The sequence below is a fragment of the Streptomyces sp. V4I23 genome (assembly GCF_030817975.1).
Taxonomy (GTDB): Bacteria; Actinomycetota; Actinomycetes; order Streptomycetales; family Streptomycetaceae; genus Streptomyces.
Genome location: NZ_JAUSZW010000004.1, coordinates 2,154,311 through 2,179,195 on the forward strand (window position 1 = coordinate 2,154,311; position 24,885 = coordinate 2,179,195).

The window sequence follows — 24,885 nt, forward strand, 5'->3', positions numbered from 1 at the left end:
CGAAGGTAAGTAACCTGGCATCCGGCTGTCCAACCGCCCCGGTCCGCCCGGCGGGGGCGGTGCGGTGCATCTACGACCACCGGGCACGGGGAGGGGCAAGCCGATCATGGCAGAGCCGGGCGTCGAGACGCGTACGAGGAGTTCTGTGATCACCGCGCGGGCGGCCGCCAGCTTCGACCCCGTCGGGCGGTCCGTCGCGACCGCCCGTGCCTTTGTTCGCGACACCCTCCAGGGCTGGGGGTACTCGGACGTCGTCGACGACGCCGTGGTCCTCACCAGTGAGCTCGTCACCAACGCCGTCGTCCACGCGGGCACCTCGGCCGACGTCCTGTGCCTGCGCAGCGAGGACGGCGTCCGGATCGAGGTCGCCGACCGCTACCCGGAACGCGAGATCCCGATCCAGGGCAGCGGCCGTCACTTCGGCAGCCCCGACCGGGAGAACGGCCGCGGCCTGCTGCTGTGCGCGGCACTCGCCTCCCGATGGGGGGTCGAGTACACGCCCACCCACAAACGAGTCTGGTTCCAACTCGACCTGCCGCAGCGCATGGTGGGCACGCGGTCCGCCGGCCCCGCCCTCCCCACGGCCGTGCTCCCGGTCGCGGACGAACGGGTGCGCGTGGCCGTGACCCAGATCGACCGCAGCGGGTCTATCGTCGTATGGAACGAGGACGCCGAGCGCCTCTTCGGCTACCCGTCGGAACAGGTCATCGGCAAACCGCTCACCGACTTCGCCGCCTGGCCGCACACCCCCGGCATCGGCACCGGCATCGCCGAGGCACTGCGACTCTCCCGCTGGGAAGGCAGTTACGGCATCCGCGGAACGGACGGCCGCGTCGTTCCCGTTTACGCCTCCCACCTGCGGGTACGCGACACGAAGGGTGAGCCGTCCACGGTCTGTCTCCTCGTACGCGACGACGAGCGAGCCATTCTGCAGACCCCTCACCGCACTCCGGGCTCCGACCATGGCTCCGAGAACCGCGCGACCGACCCGTTCGAGGTCTTCATCGGCTCGCCCGCCCCGGACGATCTCGACGGCCTGCTCCAGCGCACCGTCGAACGAGCCCGGGACATGCTCGACGGCGACGCCGCCTTCCTGCTCCTCGCCACCGACGACGAGACCGAGCTGGAAGTACGCGCCACCACCGGACTCCCTTCGGCACGCCAGCGCTTCGCCCGCGTCCCGGTCGAGGCCGGCACGGGCCGCTACGGCTCGGCGCGCATGCCCGCCGTCCACGAGGACCTCACCGCCGTTCCCGGCGCCGTACCTCTCCTCAACTCCACCGGCATGCGCTCGGTCGTCACCGTCCCGCTCAAGGTCGAGGGCCGGCTCACCGGCTCCCTCGGCGTCGCCGCCGAATCCGCGGGCCGCTACACCAACGAGGAGGCGCTGCGGCTGCAGTTCGCCGCCGACCGCATCGCCCTGGCCGTCGAGTCGGCCCGCCTCGGCGAACTGGAACGGCTGCGACGCGGCTCCCTGTCCTTCCTCGTCGAGGCGTCCGACCTGCTCGCCGGCACTCTGGACCGCGACCAGACCCTGGCCCTGATGGCCCAGATGACGGTCCCCACCCTCGCCACCTGGTGCGCGGTCTACACGATCGCCGACCAGTCGTCGGAGCCGTACCTCAGCTATGTGCTCCACGAGGACGAGGACCGCATCGACGGTCTCAAGGCCCTCCTGTCCAGGATCGATCCCCCGGACCCCGTACCGACACCGGGCGCCCGCGTGTGGAACGCGCCGGCAGAGACCGCACAGCGCGCCGCTCTGCTCGCCTCCAAGCGCGAACTGGGCCTCGGTTCCTCTCCGCCGGTCTCCTCCGGCATCGGCACGACGCTGGCGACGGCCGCGGCCGTCGGCGGCGAGACCGTCGTTCTCCCGCTCGTCGCGAGGAACCGCGTCATCGGCATGCTCACGCTCGGCAAGCCGTCCGACGACCACTTCCGCCAGGAGATCCTGGAACTCGCCGAGGACCTCTCACGCCGGGCCGCTCTCGCCCTCGACAACGCCCGCCTCTACTCCGAGCGCATGGCGATCAGCCAGTCCCTGCAGCGCAGTCTGCTGCCGCCCGAACTGCCGCAGATTCCGGGCGTCGAGGTCGAGGTCATCTACCGCGCCGCCGGCGAGGGCAACGAGGTGGGCGGTGATTTCTACGACCTCTTCCCTATCCGCGACGGCGTCTACGGCTTCGCCATCGGCGACGTCTGCGGCACGGGCCCGGAGGCCGCGGCCGTCACCGGCCTCGCACGCCACGCCCTGCGGCTGCTGGCCCGTGAGGGCTTCGGCGGCCCCGCGGTGCTGGAGCGGCTCAACGCCGCCATCCTCGACGAGGGCGCCCGCAGCCGATTCCTCACGCTGTTGTACGGGGAGTTGTGGCCGCAGGAGGACGGCAGCGCCGTCCTCAAGGTCGTGTGTGCCGGCCACCCGCTGCCGCTGCGCCTGCGCCAGGACGGCACCGTGGAGCCGGCGGCCGACCCTCAGCCGCTGCTCGGCGTGATGGACGACCTGGAGCTGTACGAGCAGGTCGTGACCTTGGATCCGGGCGATGTCCTGCTGTGCGTCACGGACGGTGTGACCGAGCGCCGCGAGGGCACGCGCATGCTGGGCGACGACGGCCTCTCCGACGTCTTCACCACGTGCACGGGCCTGACGGCGGGGGCGGTGGCGGCCCGCGTGCTCAGGGCGGTCGAACGCTTCGCCGCGGAACCGGCATCGGACGACATGGCGATCCTGGCGATGCGCGTCCACGAACCGCACCAGGACTGACCGAACGCGGAAGGCCCCCCGCCGTGATGGCGGGGGGCCTTCTTGATTGCGGAGCCCCCAAACGGAATCGAACCGTTGACCTTCTCCTTACCATGGAGACGCTCTGCCGACTGAGCTATAGGGGCCTGTTGCTTTCGGGGTGTTCCCCGCGGCAACGAGATGAAGCATAGCCCATCCGTACGGGCGTTTCCAAAACGTGTGAGCGCCTTCGTGCCGAGCCGGCGAGCGGGACGCCAGGGCAGCAGCGGAACGCAGAAAAGCCTCAACCCCCGGACTGTATCCGGGGGTTGAGGCTCAATGATTGTTCGGCGGCGTCCTACTCTCCCACAGGGTCCCCCCTGCAGTACCATCGGCGCTGAAAGGCTTAGCTTCCGGGTTCGGAATGTAACCGGGCGTTTCCCTAACGCAATGACCACCGAAACTCTATGAAGATGTCCGAACTACCAGCCGGCAAGGCGAGTTCGTTACTTCAGAACTAACACAGTGGACGCGAGCAACTGAGGACAAGCCCTCGGCCTATTAGTACCGGTCAACTCCACCAGTTACCTGGCTTCCATATCCGGCCTATCAACCCAGTCGTCTACTGGGAGCCTTACCCTCTCAAGGAGGTGGGAGTCCTCATCTCGAAGCAGGCTTCCCGCTTAGATGCTTTCAGCGGTTATCCTTTCCGAACGTAGCCAACCAGCCATGCCCTTGGCAGGACAACTGGCACACCAGAGGTTCGTCCGTCCCGGTCCTCTCGTACTAGGGACAGCCCTTCTCAAGACTCCTACGCGCACAGCGGATAGGGACCGAACTGTCTCACGACGTTCTAAACCCAGCTCGCGTACCGCTTTAATGGGCGAACAGCCCAACCCTTGGGACCGACTCCAGCCCCAGGATGCGACGAGCCGACATCGAGGTGCCAAACCATCCCGTCGATATGGACTCTTGGGGAAGATCAGCCTGTTATCCCCGGGGTACCTTTTATCCGTTGAGCGACGGCGCTTCCACAAGCCACCGCCGGATCACTAGTCCCGACTTTCGTCCCTGCTCGACCCGTCGGTCTCACAGTCAAGCTCCCTTGTGCACTTACACTCAACACCTGATTGCCAACCAGGCTGAGGGAACCTTTGGGCGCCTCCGTTACCCTTTGGGAGGCAACCGCCCCAGTTAAACTACCCATCAGACACTGTCCCTGATCCGGATCACGGACCCAGGTTAGACATCCAGCACGACCAGAGTGGTATTTCAACGACGACTCCACCTGAACTGGCGTCCAAGCTTCACAGTCTCCCACCTATCCTACACAAGCCGAACCGAACACCAATATCAAACTGTAGTAAAGGTCCCGGGGTCTTTCCGTCCTGCTGCGCGAAACGAGCATCTTTACTCGTAGTGCAATTTCACCGGGCCTATGGTTGAGACAGTCGAGAAGTCGTTACGCCATTCGTGCAGGTCGGAACTTACCCGACAAGGAATTTCGCTACCTTAGGATGGTTATAGTTACCACCGCCGTTTACTGGCGCTTAAGTTCTCAGCTTCGCCGACCCGAAAGTCAGCTAACCGGTCCCCTTAACGTTCCAGCACCGGGCAGGCGTCAGTCCGTATACATCGCCTTACGGCTTCGCACGGACCTGTGTTTTTAGTAAACAGTCGCTTCTCGCTGGTCTCTGCGGCCACCCCCAGCTCACCGAGTAAATCGGATCACCGGTGATGGCCCCCCTTCTCCCGAAGTTACGGGGGCATTTTGCCGAGTTCCTTAACCATAGTTCACCCGAACGCCTCGGTATTCTCTACCTGACCACCTGAGTCGGTTTAGGGTACGGGCCGCCATGAAACTCGCTAGAGGCTTTTCTCGACAGCATAGGATCATCCACTTCACCACAATCGGCTCGGCATCAGGTCTCAGCCTTAATGTTGTGCGGATTTGCCTACACAACGGCCTACACCCTTACCCCGGGACAACCACCGCCCGGGCTGGACTACCTTCCTGCGTCACCCCATCACTTACCTACTACCGCCTTGGGTCAGCGGCTCCACCACTCCGACCTCGTCCGAAGACTCAGCCGGCGGCTTCACGGCCTTAGCATTAACGGGTTCAGTACTGGGCGTTTCAAAGCGGGTACCGGAATATCAACCGGTTGTCCATCGACTACGCCTGTCGGCCTCGCCTTAGGTCCCGACTTACCCTGGGCAGATCAGCTTGACCCAGGAACCCTTAGTCAATCGGCGCACACGTTTCTCACGTGTGTATCGCTACTCATGCCTGCATTCTCACTCGTGAACCGTCCACAACTCGCTTCCGCGGCTGCTTCACCCGGCACACGACGCTCCCCTACCCATCACAGTCCCCGTTGGGGGTATGTACTGCAATGACACGACTTCGGCGGTACGCTTGAGCCCCGCTACATTGTCGGCGCGGAATCACTTGACCAGTGAGCTATTACGCACTCTTTCAAGGGTGGCTGCTTCTAAGCCAACCTCCTGGTTGTCTCTGCGACTCCACATCCTTTCCCACTTAGCGTACGCTTAGGGGCCTTAGTCGATGCTCTGGGCTGTTTCCCTCTCGACCATGGAGCTTATCCCCCACAGTCTCACTGCCGCGCTCTCACTTACCGGCATTCGGAGTTTGGCTAAGGTCAGTAACCCGGTAGGGCCCATCGCCTATCCAGTGCTCTACCTCCGGCAAGAAACACACGACGCTGCACCTAAATGCATTTCGGGGAGAACCAGCTATCACGGAGTTTGATTGGCCTTTCACCCCTAACCACAGGTCATCCCCCAGGTTTTCAACCCTGGTGGGTTCGGTCCTCCACGAAGTCTTACCTCCGCTTCAACCTGCCCATGGCTAGATCACTCCGCTTCGGGTCTTGAGCGCGCTACTATGTCGCCCTGTTCGGACTCGCTTTCGCTACGGCTTCCCCACACGGGTTAACCTCGCAACACACCGCAAACTCGCAGGCTCATTCTTCAAAAGGCACGCAGTCACGAGATACAAGCAAGCTTGCATCCGACGCTCCCACGGCTTGTAGGCACACGGTTTCAGGTACTATTTCACTCCGCTCCCGCGGTACTTTTCACCATTCCCTCACGGTACTATCCGCTATCGGTCACCAGGGAATATTTAGGCTTAGCGGGTGGTCCCGCCAGATTCACACGGGATTTCTCGGGCCCCGTGCTACTTGGGTGTTCTCCAAACGAGCCGCTGATGTTTCAGCTACGGGGGTCTTACCCTCTACGCCGGACCTTTCGCATGTCCTTCGCCTACATCAACGGTTTCTGACTCGTCTCACGGCCGGCAGACCGTGAAAGGAAAATCCCACAACCCCGTATGCGCAACCCCTGCCGGGTATCACACGCATACGGTTTGGCCTCATCCGGTTTCGCTCGCCACTACTCCCGGAATCACGGTTGTTTTCTCTTCCTGAGGGTACTGAGATGTTTCACTTCCCCTCGTTCCCTCCACACTGCCTATGTGTTCAGCAGTGGGTGACAGCCCATGACGACTGCCGGGTTTCCCCATTCGGAAACCCCCGGATCAAAGCCTGGTTGACGACTCCCCGGGGACTATCGTGGCCTCCCACGTCCTTCATCGGTTCCTGGTGCCAAGGCATCCACCGTGCGCCCTTAAAAACTTGGCCACAGATGCTCGCGTCCACTGTGCAGTTCTCAAGCAACGACCAGCCACCCATCACCCCACCCCGATACAGGGTGAGTTCACTGGGGCCGGCATCCCGAAGGGCGAGCAACGCTCGCACCCTCAGACACCCAACAGCGTGCCCGGCACAGCCGATCCCTGGATGGTCGCGTTCCACGCTCCGAGGAGCAGTACTAGCGGTCACCAGTGACCGAGTGCGCCGAATAATCAACGTTCCACCCATGAGCTGACCGTGCAGAACGTTTGTCTGCAATCGGTGCTGTGCTCCTTAGAAAGGAGGTGATCCAGCCGCACCTTCCGGTACGGCTACCTTGTTACGACTTCGTCCCAATCGCCAGTCCCACCTTCGACAGCTCCCTCCCCGAGGGGTTGGGCCACCGGCTTCGGGTGTTACCGACTTTCGTGACGTGACGGGCGGTGTGTACAAGGCCCGGGAACGTATTCACCGCAGCAATGCTGATCTGCGATTACTAGCAACTCCGACTTCATGGGGTCGAGTTGCAGACCCCAATCCGAACTGAGACCGGCTTTTTGAGATTCGCTCCGCCTCGCGGCTTCGCAGCTCTTTGTACCGGCCATTGTAGCACGTGTGCAGCCCAAGACATAAGGGGCATGATGACTTGACGTCGTCCCCACCTTCCTCCGAGTTGACCCCGGCAGTCTCCTGTGAGTCCCCATCACCCCGAAGGGCATGCTGGCAACACAGAACAAGGGTTGCGCTCGTTGCGGGACTTAACCCAACATCTCACGACACGAGCTGACGACAGCCATGCACCACCTGTATACCGACCACAAGGGGGCGACCATCTCTGGCCGTTTCCGGTATATGTCAAGCCTTGGTAAGGTTCTTCGCGTTGCGTCGAATTAAGCCACATGCTCCGCTGCTTGTGCGGGCCCCCGTCAATTCCTTTGAGTTTTAGCCTTGCGGCCGTACTCCCCAGGCGGGGAACTTAATGCGTTAGCTGCGGCACCGACGACGTGGAATGTCGCCAACACCTAGTTCCCAACGTTTACGGCGTGGACTACCAGGGTATCTAATCCTGTTCGCTCCCCACGCTTTCGCTCCTCAGCGTCAGTAATGGCCCAGAGATCCGCCTTCGCCACCGGTGTTCCTCCTGATATCTGCGCATTTCACCGCTACACCAGGAATTCCGATCTCCCCTACCACACTCTAGCCTGCCCGTATCGAATGCAGACCCGGGGTTAAGCCCCGGGCTTTCACATCCGACGTGACAAGCCGCCTACGAGCTCTTTACGCCCAATAATTCCGGACAACGCTTGCGCCCTACGTATTACCGCGGCTGCTGGCACGTAGTTAGCCGGCGCTTCTTCTGCAGGTACCGTCACTTTCGCTTCTTCCCTGCTGAAAGAGGTTTACAACCCGAAGGCCGTCATCCCTCACGCGGCGTCGCTGCATCAGGCTTTCGCCCATTGTGCAATATTCCCCACTGCTGCCTCCCGTAGGAGTCTGGGCCGTGTCTCAGTCCCAGTGTGGCCGGTCGCCCTCTCAGGCCGGCTACCCGTCGTCGCCTTGGTAGGCCATCACCCCACCAACAAGCTGATAGGCCGCGGGCTCATCCTGCACCGCCGGAGCTTTCAACCGCAGACCATGCGATCCGCAGTGTTATCCGGTATTAGACCCCGTTTCCAGGGCTTGTCCCAGAGTGCAGGGCAGATTGCCCACGTGTTACTCACCCGTTCGCCACTAATCCCCTCCCGAAGGAGGTTCATCGTTCGACTTGCATGTGTTAAGCACGCCGCCAGCGTTCGTCCTGAGCCAGGATCAAACTCTCCATGAATGTTTACCCGTGATCGGGTGACACATCCGAGAGCGGAACAACCGGTCGGAATAAGACCGGTCGTTCACAGCGTCCTCGCTGTGATTGCCATTCCGCAAGCGGGATGGACTTTTTCAAAGGAACCTCGACCATCCGGAGATGGACGGGGTATCAACATATCTGGCGTTGATTTTTGGCACGCTGTTGAGTTCTCAAGGAACGGACGCTTCCTTTGTACTCACCCGCAGAACATCGTCTGGGGCTTTCCTTCGGGCGCTTCCCTTCGGTCTTGCGTTTCCGACTCTATCAGATCTTTCCGATCCGATTTCCTCGGCGCTTTCCAGTTCTTCGCTTTCGCGCTTCCCTTTCCGGCGGACCCGACTTTATCAGAGATTCTGAGTCGGAATTCCCCGCCCCCTTCGGGCACCGATATGCGCACATGAGTGTGCTGGGGTCCCGTTCAGGCGGAGATGTAAACGTACTGGAGCGGAGCGCCCCGATGCAAATCGGGGGCCCCGCTCCGGAGTGACGACGTGCCCTGGCGTCAGACCTCGACGACGACGGGCAGGATCATCGGGCGCCGGCGGTAGGTGTCGGACACCCACTTGCCGACCGATCGGCGGACCAGTTGCTGCAGTTGGTGCGGCTCGGCGACACCGTCGGCAGCCGCCTTGGCGATCGCCTCCTCGATCTTCGGCGCGACGCCGATGAACACGGAGTCGTCGATGCCGGAGCCCCTCGCGTGGATGTTGGGGCCTCCCACGACCTTGCCCGTCGTGCTGTCGACGACGACGAAGACCGAGATGATGCCCTCTTCGCCGAGGATGCGACGGTCCTTGAGCGCCGGCTCGGTGACGTCGCCGACGGACAGGCCGTCCACGTACACGTACCCGGCCTGGACCTTGCCGACGATCTTGGCCTTGCCGTCGATCAGGTCGACGACCACGCCGTCCTCGGCGATGACGATGCGGTCCTTCGGGACACCCGTGAGCGCGCCCAGCTCGGCGTTGGCGCGCAGGTGGCGCCACTCCCCGTGGACGGGCATCAGGTTCTTCGGCTTGCAGATGTTGTAGAAGTACAGCAGCTCGCCGGCCGAGGCGTGGCCCGAGACGTGGACCTTGGCGTTGCCCTTGTGGACCACGTTCGCGCCCCAGCGGCTCAGGCCGTTGATCACGCGGTAGACCGCGTTCTCGTTGCCCGGGATGAGCGACGACGCCAGGATCACCGTGTCGCCCTGGACGATGCGGATCTGGTGGTCGCGGTTGGCCATCCGGGACAGCGCCGCCATGGGCTCGCCCTGGGAACCGGTGCAGACGAGCACGACCTCGTGGTCGGGCAGGTCGTCGAGCGTCTTGACGTCCACGACGAGCCCGGCCGGGACGCGCAGGTAGCCCAGGTCCCGGGCGATGCCCATGTTCCGGACCATCGAGCGTCCGACGAAGGCGACCCGGCGTCCGTATTCGTGCGCCGCGTCGAGGATCTGCTGGATGCGGTGGACGTGGCTCGCGAAGCTGGCGACGATGATCCGCTTCTGGGCGTTCGCGAAGACCGTGCGCAGGACGTTCGAGATGTCGCGCTCGGGCGGGACGAAGCCCGGGACCTCGGCGTTCGTCGAGTCCGACAGCAGGAGGTCGATGCCCTCCTCGCTGAGCCGCGCGAAGGCGTGCAGGTCGGTGAGCCGACGGTCCAGCGGCAGCTGGTCCATCTTGAAGTCGCCGGTGTGCACGGCCATGCCCGCGGGTGTGCGGATGGCGACGGCCAGGGCGTCGGGGATGGAGTGGTTGACCGCGATGAACTCGCAGTCGAAGGGGCCGATGCGCTCTCGGTTGCCCTCGGCCACCTCGAGCGTGTACGGGCGGATGCGGTGCTCCTGGAGCTTGGCCTCGATGAGGGCGAGGGTCAGCTTGGAGCCGATCAGCGGGATGTCCGGCTTAAGCCGGAGCAGGTACGGGACACCGCCGATGTGGTCCTCGTGGCCGTGCGTGAGCACGATGCCTTCGACGTCGTCGAGACGGTCCCGGATGGTGGTGAAATCCGGAAGGATCAGGTCGATCCCGGGCTGCTCCTCCTCGGGGAAGAGGACGCCGCAGTCGACGATGAGCAGTCGGCCGTCGTACTCGAAGACCGTCATGTTCCGGCCGATCTCGCCGAGACCGCCGAGGGGCGTGACGCGCAGGCCGCCCTTGGGCAGCTTCGGGGGCGCGCCGAGTTCAGGATGCGGATGACTCAAAAGACTCTCCTCACCATGCACGCCACGCGCCCGCCTGGGCACGTGGCGTACATGACATTGATGCCACTTGCTGGTGTGTGTGACGGCCGGTCCGATCGGGGTCGTGGCTCACCGATTCCGCGGGTGTGTCGACCTCATCGATCACGTCGGCCGGTACTGCGTCTATTCAGTTGTGAAGTCCGTGCTCAGAGCTGTACCCCGCCGGCGGCCAGGTCGATCTTGAGCTGTGCGGTTTCCTCCGGCGAGAGCTCCACGAGCGGCAGCCGCAGCGGGCCTGCGGGCAGGCCCTGGAGGGCCAGGGCCGCCTTGGTGGTGATCACGCCCTGGGTACGGAACATGCCGGTGAAGACCGGCAGCAGCTTCTGGTGGATCTCCGTCGCCTTCTCGACGTCGCCGCCGCGGTGGGCGTCGAGGAGGGCGCGCAGCTCCGGGGTGACGACATGGCCGACCACGGAGACGAAGCCGACCGCGCCGACGGACAGGAGCGGCAGGTTGAGCATGTCGTCGCCGGAGTACCAGGCGAGGCCGCTGCGGGCGATGGCCCAGCTGGCGCGGCCGAGGTCGCCCTTGGCGTCCTTGTTGGCGACGATGCGCGGGTGCGCGGCGAGGCGGACGATCGTCTCGGTGTCGATCGGGACGCCGCTGCGGCCCGGGATGTCGTACAGCATGACCGGCAGTTCCGTCGCGTCGGCGATGGCCGAAAAGTGCCGGTACAGGCCCTCCTGGGGAGGCTTGTTGTAGTACGGCGTGACGGCGAGCAGGCCGTGTGCGCCGGCGCGCTCGGCGGCGCGGGCGAGCTCGATGGAGTGGTGGGTGTCGTTCGTCCCGATGCCGGCGACGACGTGGGCACGGTCTCCGACCGCTTCCAGGACGGCCCGTACGAGCTGGTCTTTCTCCGCGTCGCTGGTGGTGGGCGACTCGCCGGTGGTGCCGTTGACGACCAGGCCGTCGTTGCCTGCGTCCACCAGGTGGGCGGCCAGTCGCTGCGCGCCTGCGATGTCGAGTGCGCCGTCCGCCGTGAAAGGCGTGACCATGGCGGTGAGGACCCGCCCGAAGGGGGTCTGCGGAGTGGAGATCGGAGCCATGGGTAACACGCTACTCGCTGCTCAGCGCCCGGTGTCCCCTCGGGGGACGTGACGTACGACGTGGCATGTGGAACCCGGCACTGCCTGCTCGGGGGTTCAAGCAGTGCCGGGTCCGTTTGATCAGCCTAGATGAACTTCTCGAAACGCCGCAATACGGACACTTCGCCGGGCTGACCGCACATCTGTGCCCGCGGCAGCCGTCAGGGGGCGACGCGCCCGTTGGCATTGAAGGCGGCGTACGTGAGCGGCATCAGCTTGGCCCAGTGCTGCTCCATCTTCTCGCCGACCATTTCGATCTCACGCTGCGGGAAGGACGGGACCTTCGCGTCGTCGTGCTGGGTGCGCAGGCCGAGGAAGTGCATGAGCGAGCGGGCATTGCACGTGGCGTACATCGAGGAGTAGAGGCCGACCGGCAGGACCGAACGGGCCACCTCGCGCGCCACGCCTGCGTCGAGCATCTCCTGGTACGCCTCGTACGCGTGGAGGTACGCGTCCGACATGACCCGGCCGGTGAGCTCCTGCTGCGCCTGGGTGCCCTCGACGAACACGTACTTCCCGGGGCGGCCCTCCTGGACGAGCTTGCGCTCCTCGTCCGGGATGTAGAAGACAGGCTCCAGACGGCGGTAGCGGCCGGACTCCTCGTTGTACGACCAGCCGACGCGGTGGCGCATGAACTCGCGGAAGACGAAGATCGGGGCGCTGATGAAGAAGGTCATCGAGTTGTGCTCGAAGGGGCTGCCGTGGCGGTCCCTCATCAGGTAGTTGATGAGGCCCTTGGAGCGCTCGGGGTCCTTCGAGAGCTCGTCGAGGGACTGCTCGCCCGCGGTGGAGACGCGGGCGGCCCACAGCACGTCGGAGTCACCGGCGGTGTGCTTCACCAGCTCGACCGTGACATCGCTGCGGAAGCTGGGCTTGACGTTCTCTGCGGGGGTGTCGCTCACCGGCGGGTCCTTCCAGTTGCATCGCTCGGGCGGCGCCCACTCTACGGCGGACCGCCGACAGTCGCGGAAACGGCGGGCGGGAGGTGTCGTCTGGTCAATTCGGGGAATTCGGGCACCGAACGACCGCGTTGCTCGTCTGTATGAGCAGCGGCTGCACGAGCAGCCGGCACCACCCCGCAAGCCCACGAGTTTTCAAGGAGAGTCCCTGATGTTCCGGCGAGAGGCCGTCCCGTTCTCGTTCGTCGCCGAGGCCGACGCCTTCCGCAGTAACGTCACTCCCCCGCCTCGGGAGCGGCCGACCAGGTCCCAGCTGCTGGGGCGGGCGATGATCGGGCTCACCATCGTCGGCGGTCTCGTCGGTTCCCTGCTGCTGGGGATGCCCGCGCTCGAATCTGACCAGGCGCCCAGCCATTCGCAGAAGTCCGAGGCATCGGAAGGGCGCTGACCCGCATGACCGGTCGGGGGACGACCACCCCCTTGGCCCCCGGGGGTGGTCGTCCCCCGACCGCCTCGATAGCCTCACCGGGCACAGCCCAACCGAGTGTGCTGGTGAGTGAGGATCTGTCGTGCCCCTGCCCTTCCTGACGGCCGACCGCGCTTTCGACGTGCAAGCGGACGACGTCGCGCTGCCCTTCGACGACCACGACCACGACCGCTGGCGGCGTCCCTACCGCCCGGGTCCGTGGCGGGTGGGGGCCGCGGCGCTCCTGCTGCTGTTCGCCTCGTTCGTGCTCATCGCCGGAATGATCATCGCGTTCGCGGGCGCGCTCTCCGGGGCCGCCGTGTGCATGGTCCTCGGCCCCGCCGTGATCGTCGCCGCGCTGCGACTGCTGCGCATCGGCACGTGGGTGAGCCGGCACGGCATACGGCGCGTGGCGTTCTTCTCGACCACCACGGTCCCCTGGAACCGCACCACCGCGCTGCGGACCGTGCAGCAGCCGGTGCGCTGGCTCGGGATGCCGAGGACCGTGCAGGGGCAGGCGCTGATGCTCGAGCACCGGGGCGGTGCGCAGCTCGCCCTGCTCACCGATCACGACGGCGACTTCCTGTCGCGGCTCGAGGCCTTCGACCGGGCCGCGGACAGCATCGAGGCGTGGGGCGCCGAGTACCGCACCGCCTGACGGCGGCGGGGGGCCTGACGGCCCGGGGCCCCGGGCCGTCAGCCGCCCGGCGTCAGGGGGTGACGGGCGCCGTCAGTCGGTGACGGGCTTGCCGTCGTGCAGGGCGATCGCGCGCTGCATGGCCTTGCGGGCGCGCGGGGTGTCGCGCGCGTCGTGGTACGCGACGGCGAGCCGGAACCAGCAGCGCCAGTCGTCCGGCGAGTCCTCCGTCTCCGCCCGTCGCCGGGCGAACACCGCGTCGGCGGAGTCCCGGTCGATACGGCCGCCCGGCGTACGCACGAGCTCGTCGACAGGCAGACCGCCCTCGGCGTCCAGTTCGGCCGCGAGCTGGTTGGCCCTCGTGACGAACTGGGTGTTCTTCCACAGGAACCACAGGCCGATCACCGGCAGGATCAGCACCGCGACACCGAAGGTGACGGTGAGCGCGGTGCCCTGCCGGATCAGCATCAGGCCCCGGCTGCCGACCAGGACGAAGTAGACGACCAGGACGGCTGCCGTGACGAAGTACGTGATCTTTGCGCGCATCCGATGTCCCGGTCAGGCCAGGTCGAGGAAGTTTTCCAGCCCGAAGGTGAGGCCGGGGGCGGACACCACGCGGCGGACGCCGAGCAGGATGCCGGGCATGAAGCTGCTGTGGTGCAGCGAGTCGTGCCGGATGGTCAGCGTCTCGCCCTCGCCGCCGAGCAGCACCTCCTGGTGGGCCAGGAGGCCGCGCAGGCGGACCGCGTGCACCGGGACACCGTCGACATCGGCGCCGCGGGCGCCGTCGAGGGCGGTGACGGTGGCGTCGGGCTGCGGGGCGCAGCCGGCCTCGGCGCGGGCCGCGGCGATCAGCTGGGCGGTGCGGGTGGCGGTGCCGGACGGGGCGTCGGCCTTGTTCGGGTGGTGCAGCTCGACGACCTCGACGGACTCGAAGAAGCGCGCCGCCTGCTCGGCGAACTTCATGGTGAGCACCGCGCCGATGGAGAAGTTGGGGGCGATGAGCACGCCGGTCTCCGGAGAGGCGGCGAGCCAGGTGTTCAGCTGCGCGAGGCGGTCGTCGGTCCATCCGGTGGTGCCGACGACCGCGTGCATGCCGTGGCGTACGCAGAAGTCGAGGTTGCCCATCACGGAGTCGGGGGTGGTCAGTTCGACCACGACCTGCGCACCGGATTCCACGAGGGTCTCCAGCGTGTCACCGCGGCCGAGGGCCGCGACCAGCTCCATGTCTTCGGCGGCCTCGACGGCTCGTACGGCCTCGGAGCCGATACGGCCCTTGGCACCGAGAACAGCCACGCGCAGCTTGCTCATTGCACTCTTCCTTCAGGGGATTACGAGACCGCTTCGTGCAGGCGGTCGGCCTGCTTGTCCTTGAGCGGGCCGATGACCGAAAGCGACGGACGCTGCCCCAGGATGTCACCGGCCACCGCCCGCACCTCGTCGGGGGTGACGGCCGATATCCGGGCGAGCATCTCGTCGACCGACATCTGGGAACCCCAGCACAGCTCGCTCTTGCCGATGCGGTTCATGAGCGCGCCCGTGTCCTCCAGGCCGAGGACCGTCGAACCGGCGAGCTGCCCGATGGCGCGGCCGATCTCCTCGTCGGACAGGCCCTCCACCGCGACCCGGTCGAGTTCGTCCCGGCAGATCTTGAGGACGTCGTGGATCTGGCTCGGCCGGCAGCCCGCGTAGACACCGAACAGTCCCGTGTCGGCGAAGCCCGACGTGTACGAGTACACGCTGTAGGCCAGGCCGCGCTTCTCGCGGACCTCCTGGAAGAGGCGCGAGGACATGCCGCCGCCGAGCGCGGTGTTCAGGACGCCGAGGGCCCAGCGGCGGTCGTCGGTGCGGGCGAGGCCCGGCATGCCGAGGACGATGTGGGCCTGCTCGGTCTTGCGGTTCAGGTGCTCGACCCTGCCGGCGGTGCGCAGGGCGCGGCTTCCGTCGCGGGGCGGCGTGGGGACCGCGTCCGTACGGGAGAGGGCGCCGGCCCTCTCGAAGGCGCGGCGGACCTGGCGTACGACCGTGGCGTGGTCGACGTTGCCCGCGGCGGCGACGATCAGGTGGGTGGGGTCGTAGTGCTTCTTGTAGAAGCGCCGGATGCGGTCCGCCGTGAGCGCGTTGACGGTGTCGACGGTGCCGAGGACCGGCCGGCCGAGCGGGGAGTCGCCGAACATGGTGTGCGCGAACAGGTCGTGCACGCAGTCGCCCGGGTCGTCCTCGGTCATCGCGATCTCTTCGAGGATCGCGCCGCGCTCGATGTCGACGTCCTCTTCGAGGATGAGCGAGCCCGTGAGCATGTCGCACACGACGTCGATGGCGAGCGGCAGGTCCGTGTCGAGCACCCGCGCGTAGTAGCAGGTGTACTCCTTGGCCGTGAAGGCGTTCATCTCGCCGCCCACCGCGTCGATGGCGGCGGAGATGTCGAGGGCGGAACGCCGGCTCGTGCCCTTGAACAGGAGGTGCTCGAGGTAGTGGGTGGCGCCGCCGAGTGACGGCGTCTCGTCACGTGAGCCGACGTTCGCCCAGATCCCGAAGGTGGCGGAGCGTACGGACGGCAGCGTCTCGGTGACGACGCGCAGACCGCCGGGCAGGGTGGTGCGCCGGACCGTGCCGATGCCGTCCTTGCCCTTGAGCAGGGTTTGGGTACGGGCGACGGCCCGCGCCTCCGAGGAGGTGCGGGCCGTCGTCCTGGAACTACGGGACGTCACTTGTCGGTGTCGTCCTTGTTCTCGTCGCTCTCTTCGCCGCCCTCGATCACGGGGATCAGGGAGAGCTTGCCGCGCGAGTCGATCTCGGCGATCTCGACCTGGACCTTCGAGCCCACGGCGACGACGTCCTCGACGTTCTCCACGCGCTTGCCGCCGGCGAGCTTGCGGATCTGCGAGATGTGCAGCAGGCCGTCCTTGCCCGGGAGCAGGGACACGAACGCACCGAAGGTGGTCGTCTTGACGACGGTGCCCAGGTAGCGCTCGCCGACCTCCGGCATGGTCGGGTTGGCGATGCCGTTGATCGTGGCGCGGGCGGCCTCGGCGGCCGGGCCGTCGGCGGCACCGATGTAGATGGTGCCGTCGTCCTCGATCGTGATCTCGGCGCCGGTGTCCTCCTGGATCTGGTTGATCATCTTGCCCTTGGGGCCGATGACCTCGCCGATCTTGTCCACGGGGATCTTGACGGTGATGATCCGCGGGGCGTTCGGGGACATCTCGTCCGGGGTGTCGATCGCTTCCATCATCACGTCGAGGATGTGGAGGCGGGCGTCGCGGGCCTGCTTGAGGGCCGCGGCCAGGACGGAGGCCGGGATGCCGTCCAGCTTGGTGTCGAGCTGGAGGGCGGTGACGAACTCCTTGGTGCCGGCGACCTTGAAGTCCATGTCACCGAAGGCGTCCTCCGCACCGAGGATGTCGGTGAGGGTGACGTAGTGGGTCTCGCCGTCGATCTCCTGGGAGATCAGACCCATGGCGATACCGGCGACGGGGGCCTTCAGCGGCACACCGGCGTTCAGCAGCGACATGGTGGAGGCGCAGACCGAGCCCATGGACGTCGAGCCGTTGGAGCCGAGGGCCTCGGACACCTGACGGATCGCGTACGGGAACTCCTCGCGCGTCGGCAGCACCGGCACGAGAGCGCGCTCGGCGAGCGCGCCGTGGCCGATCTCGCGGCGCTTCGGGGAACCGACGCGGCCGGTCTCACCGGTGGAGTACGGCGGGAAGTTGTAGTTGTGCATGTAGCGCTTGCGGGTCACCGGGGAGAGGGTGTCCAGCTGCTGCTCCATGCGGAGCATGTTCAGGGTGGTGACGCCCAGGATCTGGGTCTCGCCACGCTCGAACAGCGCCGAGCCGTGCACGCGCGGGATCGCCTCGACCTCGGCTGCGAGCGTACGGATGTCCGTGACGCCACGGCCGTCGATGCGGACCTTGTCCTTGATGACGCGCTCGCGCACCAGGGCCTTGGTCAGCGAGCGGTACGCGGCCGAGATCTCCTTCTCGCGGCCCTCGAAGGCCGGGAGCAGCTTCTCGGCGGCGACCGCCTTGACGCGGTCCAGCTCGGTCTCGCGCTCCTGCTTGCCGGCGATGGTGAGCGCCTGGGCGAGCTCGTCCTTGACCGCGTCGGACAGGGCGGCGTAGACGTCGTCCTCGTAGTCGAGGAAGACCGGGAACTCGCCCTCGGGCTTGGCGGCCTTGGCGGCGAGGTCCGCCTGCGCCTTGCACAGGACCTTGATGAACGGCTTCGCGGCCTCGAGACCGGCGGCGACGATCTCCTCGGTCGGCGCCTCGGCACCGCCCTTGACGAGCTCGATCGTCTTCTCGGTGGCCTCGGCCTCGACCATCATGATCGCGACGTCGCCGTCCTCCAGGACGCGGCCGGCGACCACCATGTCGAAGACGGCGTCCTCGAGCTCGGTGTGCGTCGGGAACGCGACCCACTGGCCCTTGATCAGCGCGACACGGGTGCCGCCGATGGGGCCGGAGAAGGGCAGGCCGGCGAGCTGCGTGGAGCAGGAGGCGGCGTTGATCGCGATCACGTCGTAGAGGTGATCGGGGTTGAGCGCCATGATCGTCTCGACGATCTGGATCTCGTTGCGCAGGCCCTTCTTGAAGGACGGGCGCAGCGGGCGGTCGATCAGGCGGCAGGTGAGGATCGCGTCCTCGGAGGGCCGGCCCTCCCGGCGGAAGAAGGAGCCGGGGATCTTGCCGGCCGAGTACATCCGCTCCTCGACGTCCACCGTGAGGGGGAAGAAGTCGAGCTGGTCCTTGGGCTTCTTCGAAGCGGTGGTGGCCGACAGCACCATGGTGTCGTCGTCCAGGTACGCCACGGCGGAACCGGCGGCCTGCTTGGCCAGGCGGCCCGTCTCGAAGCGGATGGTGCGGGTGCCGAAGGCGCCGTTGTCGATGACGGCCTCGGCGTAGTGGGTCTCGTTCTCCACTAGCGATTTCTCCTACGTGTCGTCTTTTCGTCCGGCACCCGTGTGGTGGCGGAACGGTGGCGGAGAAGCACGCCTTGGGTGCGGGCCGGTCTTCGATCGAAGCACCCGGAATGTGTCCGGGGGCCACTACCGAGGACCGGCGGCGAGGAGGCGTCTTCTCGCGCTCGATGAGTGTGTCGTTGTGCGACCAGACTAATTGCCGTCCGGTCCGTCGCGCACGTACAGCGCGACGACAGCCGTGCGTACAGCAAAGGGAGCGGCCCCCCGTCGGTGGGAACCGCTCCCTTCACGGCGTCTTACTTGGCGCCGGCCGCACCACGGCGGATGCCGAGCCGGTCGACCAGCGTACGGAAGCGCTGGATGTCCTTCTTGGCCAGGTACTGCAGCAGACGGCGGCGCTGGCCGACAAGGATCAGCAGACCACGACGGGAGTGGTGGTCGTGCTTGTGCGTCTTGAGGTGCTCGGTCAGGTCCGAGATGCGGCGGGAGAGCATCGCGACCTGGACCTCGGGGGAACCGGTGTCGCCCTCCTTGGTGCCGAACTCGGCGATGATCTGCTTCTTCGTAGCGGCGTCGAGAGACACTCGGTACTCCTCTGGGTGTTCGATGCGCCCACGAGTGCCCCTGGTCTTGGTCTCAGGGGAGCTTCCGTGACTCGGAGGCGAAGGTCCGATGAGCGCTGTTCCAGAGCCCGAGGGGGCTCCGGGGATCGCGTACACAAACGGCCGTTACACAGGGTACCAGGGTGTTCAGGACGCTTGGACCGGTGGGCTACTTGCCGGTCATGGAACGGGCGGCGTCGAAGACCTCGAGCACCGCCAGGCAGAGCGGCACCAGCGAGAGCAGGACGGCACCCTCGGTGATGTCGAGCAAGCGGCCCCAGAAGGGCGAGAGGCCCTTCTTCGGGATGATCAGGCCGATCGCGGTGGTCAGTGCGGCGCCGGCCGCCACCGCCGCGGTGAGCCAGATCGTACGGATGTCCAGGCCGCCTCGGTCCCCGTACATCATCAGCTCCCTGACCAGGTCCACGGGCGGGTTCAGGGAGAGGCCGAGCACCAGCAGCGCGATGGCGGCGATGCCGGCGGCGAGCGCGCAGGTGACCTGTGACGTGTACCGGAAGAGCCGGGCGCGCAGCAGCATGGCGAGACCGGCGCCCAGGGCGAGGAACTGGCCCCAGATGTTGCTGGAGAAACCGAGCACGGCGGCGCTGCCGACCACGACCGCTGCACAGCCACCGACCAGTCCGAGAAGCATCTCGTGGCCGCGGCGGGCCTGGGCGGCGATCCGCTCCGCGTCGACGGGCTGCGCCGCGGGGGCTTCGTGCTGGTCTCCGTAGGCACCTGCGTCGTAGTCGTCGTCGGTGGAACTGCGCGGCGAGGCGTAGCCGATGGGCAGGCGGGCGAACCGCGCCGACAGGCCGGGGAGGAAGGCGACGAGACCGATGGCGACGGGTGCGACGACGGCGGCCGTGCCGGTGGCCGATGCCTCGGTCAGGATCGCGGCGAAGGTGGCCACCGTCCCGGTGACCGACAGGAAGGTGGCGGCCACGAACGGGGCGTCGCCGCTCGGCGCCAGCACGACCAGGGTGACGGAGGCGACGAGCACGGTCACACAGCCGAGGAGGAACTGCAGGCGCCCGGGGCCTTCACCGGTTGCCGGGCCGACGATCCCCGAGCCGGCGATGAGCAGCAGCGGCAGAGCGCCGAGCCCCAGGGCGACTGCGGTGGCCCGGTCGCCGTAGACCCGCGCCCGTACGCCCGCGAAGGCGGTGAGGAGCACACCGGCCGAGCCCGCGACGATGCCGGGCAGGCTGTGCATGTCGTGCCGGACCGGGTCGGCGAACCAAAGCACGAAGCCCATCAGGACGAGCAGCAGGACACCGCCGACGAGGCCCGCGACGCGCAGAAGTTCGTCGCCCCACAGATGACGGTCGCGGACGACGGCGGAGGCGACGGCGTCGGAGACGTCGTCGAAGACGGCCGGCGGGAGCGACTCCGCGAAGGGACGCAGGCTGAGGACCTCGCCGTCGAGCACCTGCTGGGCGGAGAGCGAGCGAGCGCCATCGAGCACCGTGCCGTCGCGGCGCACCAGGTGATACCCCGTCGGGGTCCCCGGTGCCTGCGTCTGACCGGTGAGCCGCAGAATCTCCGGGTAGACGTCGGCGACGGCGATGTCCTCGGGGAGTGCGACATCGATGCGACTGTCCGGCGCCACGACGGTCACGCGGCAGAAGCCGGTCGCTGCGGTCGTACTCACGTGTGTGGACCCCCTGATTCGCGGTTGCGCACGATGCGCGCGCCACCCTACCGGGACACCGGGGATGGGTCTGCAAGTAGGATCACCGTCGCGCGGAGGGAAGTCCGCAGCAAAGGCAGTCACGGGGGCGCCGGAGCGGAAGGTGCCCGTCCGTCTTCCGTCCGTATCGAGGGATTGATGCTCCGGTGAGCCAGATCGTCGTGAAACGCCCGCCGAGGTCGCTGCCGCCCGAAGTACCCACGGAGGAGCTGACGCTGGAGGCCCCGCCGGAGCTGCCGCGGGGACAGCAGGAGGGCATGCTGATGCAGGTCCTGCCGGTCCTCGGCATGGGCTCGTCGGTGGTCTTCTTCTTCTCGCCGCAGGCGCCGCCGTTCATGCGCATCATGGGCGTGCTGATGCTGGTGTCGACGGTGGCGATGGTGGTCGCGCAGGTCGTCAGGTACCGCCGTGGTACGCAGGGGCAAATGGCAGATGTCCGGCGCGACTACCTCAAATACCTCGCGCAGACGCGCCGCACGGTGCGCAGGACCGCGCGCAGGCAGCGCGACGCGCAGCTCTACCTGCACCCTGCTCCCGAGCAGCTCTGGTCCGTGGTGGCCGAGGGGTCGCGCGTGTGGGAACGCCGGGTGGGCGACAAGGACTTCGGCCAGGTACGTGTCGGGCTCGGTGCTCAGCAGCTCGCGACGCCCCTTGTGGCCCCCGACACCGCGCCCGTCGACGAGTTGGAGCCGCTGGCGGCCGGCGCCATGCAGCAGTTCCTGGCGGTGCACGGGTCGCTGGACGGTCTGCCGATGGCTGTCTCGATGCGTGCCTTCTACCACGTGACGGTCTCCGGCGAGCCCGAGTCCGCCCAGTCGACGGCGCGGGCGCTGGTTTCGCAGTTGGTGACGCTGCACTCGCCCGACGACCTCGTGCTCGCCGTGGTGGCCGCACCGGGGGCCGTTTCGCGCTGGGACTGGACGAAGTGGCTTCCGCACACCCAGGTTCCGGGCCAGGTGGACGGTGCCGGAAGCAAGCGGCTGTTCGGCGACGACCTCGGCGAACTGGAGCAGTTGCTGCACAACCGGCTCGACGGCAGGCCGCGGTTCAGCCGGGAGAGTCAGCCGGTGCTGGACCAGCCGCACATCGTCGTGGTCCTGGACGGCGGCATGGTGCCGCCCGACTCCCTGTTCGCGGCGCCCGAAGGCCTTCAGGGCGTCACCATCGTCGAGCTCGTCCCGGGAAACCTCGACGAGCCCCGCGGCGGACTGTCGGTGGTTGTTCGGCCCGGCCGCCTGCGGCTGGAGTCGGGCAGCCGGGTGGCGTACGAGGGGGTCCCGGACGGAATCTCGCTTCCTGCCGCCGAGGCACTCGCCCGTCAGCTCGCGCCCTTGCGCATGGGCGGCGGGGACGACGACGAACCGCTGCTGGCCAACCTCGACTTCACCGACCTGCTGAACCTCGGGGACGCGGCCGGGATCGACGTCGCCCGCACCTGGCGGCCGCGGTCGGTGGCCGAGCGGCTGCGGGTGCCGATCGGTGTCGGCGAGGACGGCCAGCCGGTCATGCTGGACCTCAAGGAGGCCGCGCAGGACGGCATGGGCCCGCACGGACTGTGCGTGGGCGCCACCGGTTCCGGAAAGTCGGAGCTGCTGCGGACGCTGGTCCTCGGACTCGCCGTCACCCACTCCTCCGAAACCCTGAACTTCGTCCTCGCCGACTTCAAGGGCGGCGCCACCTTCGCCGGCATGTCCCAGATGCCGCACGTCGCCGCCGTGATCACCAACCTCTCCGACGACCTCACCCTGGTCGACCGCATGGGCGACGCGATCCGTGGTGAACTCCAGCGCCGTCAGGAGCTGTTGCACAAGTCGGGCAACTACGCCAACATCCACGACTACGAGAAGGCGCGCGCGGCCGGAGCCGCGCTCGAGCCGCTGGCCTCACTGGTGCTGGTGCTCGACGAGTTCTCCGAACTGCTCACCGCCAAGCCGGACTTCATCGACATGTTCATCCAGATCGGCCGCATCGGCCGTTCGCTGGGTGTGCATCTGCTGCTGGCCTCGCAGCGCCTGGAAGAGGGCAAGCTGCGCGGTCTCGACACGTACCTCTCGTACCGCATCGGTCTGCGGACCTTCTCGGCCGCCGAATCGCGTACGGCCATCGGCGTGCCCGACGCCTACCACCTGCCGTCGGTCCCCGGATCGGGCTACCTCAAGTTCGGCACCGACGAGATGACCCGGTTCAAGGCCGCCTACGTCTCGGGCACGTACCGCACCGGCGGGCCGGACCTGCCGGTCGGCCAGCTGCCCATCGAGCGCCGGCCGGCGCTCTTCACGGCGGCTCCGGTCCCCGTGGTCTACGCAGCACCCGATCCCTCGCAGACTGCCGCCGCGGCGACCGCCGAGGACGACGCACTCGCGGACACGGTGCTGGACGTCATCGTGCGCCGGCTGGAGGGTCAGGGCGTCCCCGCGCATCAGGTGTGGCTGCCCCCGCTGGACCAGGCCCCCACCCTGGACCAGTTGCTGCCCAGCATCGCGCCGACGGCGGACCGCGGCCTGACCGCGACCGAGTACACGCGGCCGGGCGGCCTGATCGTGCCGCTGGGCCTGATCGACAAGCCGTTCGAACAGCGCCGCGAGGTGCTGTACCGGGACTTCTCCGGCGCCGCGGGCCACATGATGGTGGTCGGTGGTCCCCAGTCCGGCAAGTCGACGATGATGCGCACGCTCATCTCGTCGTTCGCTCTCACGCACACGCCGAGCGAAGTGCAGTTCTACGGCCTCGACTTCGGTGGTGGCGGTCTGTCGGCCCTCGCGGACCTTCCGCATGTGGGTGGCATCGCCTCGCGCCTCGACCCGGAGCGCGTGCGGCGGACGGTGGCCGAGGTGCTCGGTGTGCTCAACCGGCGCGAGGAGTTCTTCCGCGCCAACGGCATCGACTCGATCGCGACCTACCGGCGCAAGCGAGCCGCGGGCGAACTGCCGGGCGAGGCATGGGGAGACGTCTTCCTCGTCATCGACGGCTGGGGCGGCTTCAAGAACGACTACGAGATGCTGGAGCCGATCGTCGCCGATCTCGCCGCGCGAGGTCTGGGTTACGGAATTCATGTCGTGATCACCGCAGCGCGTTATATGGAGGTGCGTGCGGCGCTCAAGGACCAGATGCTCGGCCGCCTGGAGCTGCGCCTCGGTGACGTCATGGACTCCGAGTTCGACCGCAAGGTCGCCGCGAACGTCCCGACGGGCGTCCCGGGCCGCGGTCAGGTGCCCGAGAAGCTCCACTTCATGACCGCCCTGCCGCGTATCGACTCGATCAGCAGCTCGGGCGATCTGTCGGAGGGCACAGCGGCGTTCGTACGGTCGGTCAGGAGCAACTGGCAGGGGCCTGCGGCCCCTTCGGTCCGCCTGCTGCCGCGGAAGCTGCCGGCCGAGCAGCTGCCCAAGGGCTTCGAGTTCCCGCAGCACGGCGTCGCCATCGGCATCGACGAGACGAACTTGGAGCCGGTGTTCGTCGACTTCGAGTCCGACCCGTTCTTCATGATTTTCGGCGAGAGCGAGTCGGGCAAGACGAACCTGCTGAGGCTGATCGCGAAGCAGATCTCCGAGCGGTACGGCGCCGACGAGGCGAAGCTCGTCGTGGGCGACTACCGCCGGACGCTGCTGGGCGCTCTTCCGGAACAGCATCTGCTCGAATACGCGCCGATGGCCAGTTCGATGCAGATGCACATGGAGGCCCTGGCCGGCGTCTTCGAACGACGCCAGCCGCCCGCCGACGTCACGCCTCAGCAACTGAGGGACCGCAGCTGGTGGACGGGACCGCAGATCTTCATCATGATCGACGACTTCGACCTGGTGGCCACGAGCTCGGGGAACCCCCTGGCGCCGCTCGCGGAATACCTTCCGTTCGCCCGTGACACCGGCATCCGCTTCGTGATCGCACGGAACTCGGCAGGCGCTTCGCGTGCCATGTACGAGCCGTTCATGCAGCGCATCATGGAACTGGGCGCGCAGGGCGTGGTGCTGTCCGGCGACCCGACCGAGGGTGATCTGATCGGCAGGGTCCGGCCTCAGCCGATGCCGCAGGGCCGGGGGTACTTCGCGTCGCGCAGGCGAGGCAACCCGCTGATCCAGGTCGGGCAGCTGGCGCAGATGTAGCCGAGGTCGGGCCGTTCAGCCCCTGCCG

At 67.0% G+C, this 24,885-nt stretch carries 13 protein-coding genes, 1 tRNA gene and 3 rRNA genes; 4 read left to right on the forward strand and 13 right to left on the reverse strand.

The genetic code is table 11. The features are described from left to right. The first annotated feature begins 106 nt into the window (after positions 1-106). Positions 107-2,761 (forward strand): SpoIIE family protein phosphatase, encoded by a 2,655-nt coding sequence (locus QFZ82_RS11845; protein WP_307713137.1) that lies wholly within the window; start codon positions 107-109, stop codon positions 2,759-2,761. A gap of 52 nt (positions 2,762-2,813) precedes the next feature. On the opposite strand, the gene QFZ82_RS11850 is transcribed toward QFZ82_RS11845, so the two are convergent. From QFZ82_RS11850 to thyX, 7 genes are all read right to left on the reverse strand, one after another. Further along, positions 2,814-2,886, reverse strand: a tRNA-Thr gene (locus tag QFZ82_RS11850). Positions 2,887-3,064: 178 nt separating this feature from the next. Further along, a 5S ribosomal RNA gene (gene rrf, locus QFZ82_RS11855) occupies positions 3,065-3,181 on the reverse strand. Between the two features lie 79 nt (positions 3,182-3,260). Beyond that, a 23S ribosomal RNA gene (locus QFZ82_RS11860) occupies positions 3,261-6,384 on the reverse strand. 289 nt (positions 6,385-6,673) lie between these two features. Next, a 16S ribosomal RNA gene (locus QFZ82_RS11865) occupies positions 6,674-8,200 on the reverse strand. The 16S, 23S and 5S rRNA genes sit together here with 1 tRNA gene alongside, the layout of an rRNA operon. 523 nt (positions 8,201-8,723) lie before the next feature. After that, a complete protein-coding gene (locus tag QFZ82_RS11870) occupies positions 8,724-10,409 on the reverse strand; it encodes a ribonuclease J (RefSeq protein WP_307713138.1) in 1,686 nt (561 codons plus the stop codon). 185 nt (positions 10,410-10,594) lie between these two features. Beyond that, positions 10,595-11,494, reverse strand: a complete 900-nt coding sequence (gene dapA, locus QFZ82_RS11875; protein WP_307713139.1) for a 4-hydroxy-tetrahydrodipicolinate synthase — start codon at positions 11,492-11,494, stop codon at positions 10,595-10,597. Positions 11,495-11,694: 200 nt separating this feature from the next. Continuing rightward, positions 11,695-12,435, reverse strand: coding sequence for an FAD-dependent thymidylate synthase (gene thyX, locus QFZ82_RS11880; RefSeq protein ID WP_307713140.1), 741 nt, complete (start codon positions 12,433-12,435; stop codon positions 11,695-11,697). 208 nt (positions 12,436-12,643) lie between these two features. On the opposite strand from thyX, the gene QFZ82_RS11885 reads away from it, so the two are divergent. Both QFZ82_RS11885 and QFZ82_RS11890 read left to right on the forward strand, forming a co-directional pair. After that, positions 12,644-12,880, forward strand: coding sequence for a hypothetical protein (locus tag QFZ82_RS11885; protein WP_307713141.1), 237 nt, complete (start codon positions 12,644-12,646; stop codon positions 12,878-12,880). Positions 12,881-13,001: 121 nt separating this feature from the next. Next, complete coding sequence (locus QFZ82_RS11890; protein WP_307713142.1) at positions 13,002-13,556, forward strand: hypothetical protein; 555 nt, start codon at positions 13,002-13,004, stop codon at positions 13,554-13,556. A 72-nt stretch (positions 13,557-13,628) separates the two neighbouring features. On the opposite strand, the gene QFZ82_RS11895 is transcribed toward QFZ82_RS11890, so the two are convergent. From QFZ82_RS11895 to eccD, 6 genes are all read right to left on the reverse strand, one after another. Then, positions 13,629-14,081, reverse strand: a complete 453-nt coding sequence (locus tag QFZ82_RS11895) for a tetratricopeptide repeat protein (RefSeq protein WP_177151308.1) — start codon at positions 14,079-14,081, stop codon at positions 13,629-13,631. Between the two features lie 12 nt (positions 14,082-14,093). Then, positions 14,094-14,846: a 4-hydroxy-tetrahydrodipicolinate reductase gene (gene dapB, locus QFZ82_RS11900; RefSeq protein WP_307713143.1), complete on the reverse strand. Its 753-nt coding sequence runs from the start codon at positions 14,844-14,846 to the stop codon at positions 14,094-14,096. Between the two features lie 20 nt (positions 14,847-14,866). Further along, positions 14,867-16,246, reverse strand: coding sequence for a pitrilysin family protein (locus tag QFZ82_RS11905; protein WP_307713144.1), 1,380 nt, complete (start codon positions 16,244-16,246; stop codon positions 14,867-14,869). Further along, positions 16,243-18,462: a polyribonucleotide nucleotidyltransferase gene (locus QFZ82_RS11910; RefSeq protein WP_307713145.1), complete on the reverse strand. Its 2,220-nt coding sequence runs from the start codon at positions 18,460-18,462 to the stop codon at positions 16,243-16,245. The genes QFZ82_RS11905 and QFZ82_RS11910 overlap by 4 nt, the downstream gene beginning before the upstream one ends. A gap of 296 nt (positions 18,463-18,758) precedes the next feature. Further along, positions 18,759-19,046 (reverse strand): 30S ribosomal protein S15, encoded by a 288-nt coding sequence (rpsO, locus tag QFZ82_RS11915; protein ID WP_030583699.1) that lies wholly within the window; start codon positions 19,044-19,046, stop codon positions 18,759-18,761. 187 nt (positions 19,047-19,233) lie between these two features. Next, positions 19,234-20,718, reverse strand: a complete 1,485-nt coding sequence (eccD, locus tag QFZ82_RS11920) for a type VII secretion integral membrane protein EccD (RefSeq protein WP_307713146.1) — start codon at positions 20,716-20,718, stop codon at positions 19,234-19,236. Between the two features lie 185 nt (positions 20,719-20,903). Here eccD and eccCa point away from each other — a divergent pair, with 185 nt between their 5' ends. After that, positions 20,904-24,857 carry a type VII secretion protein EccCa gene (eccCa, locus tag QFZ82_RS11925; protein WP_307713147.1) on the forward strand — a complete coding sequence of 1,318 codons (3,954 nt, stop codon included), beginning with the start codon at positions 20,904-20,906 and terminating at the stop codon, positions 24,855-24,857. Positions 24,858-24,885: the final 28 nt, after the last annotated feature.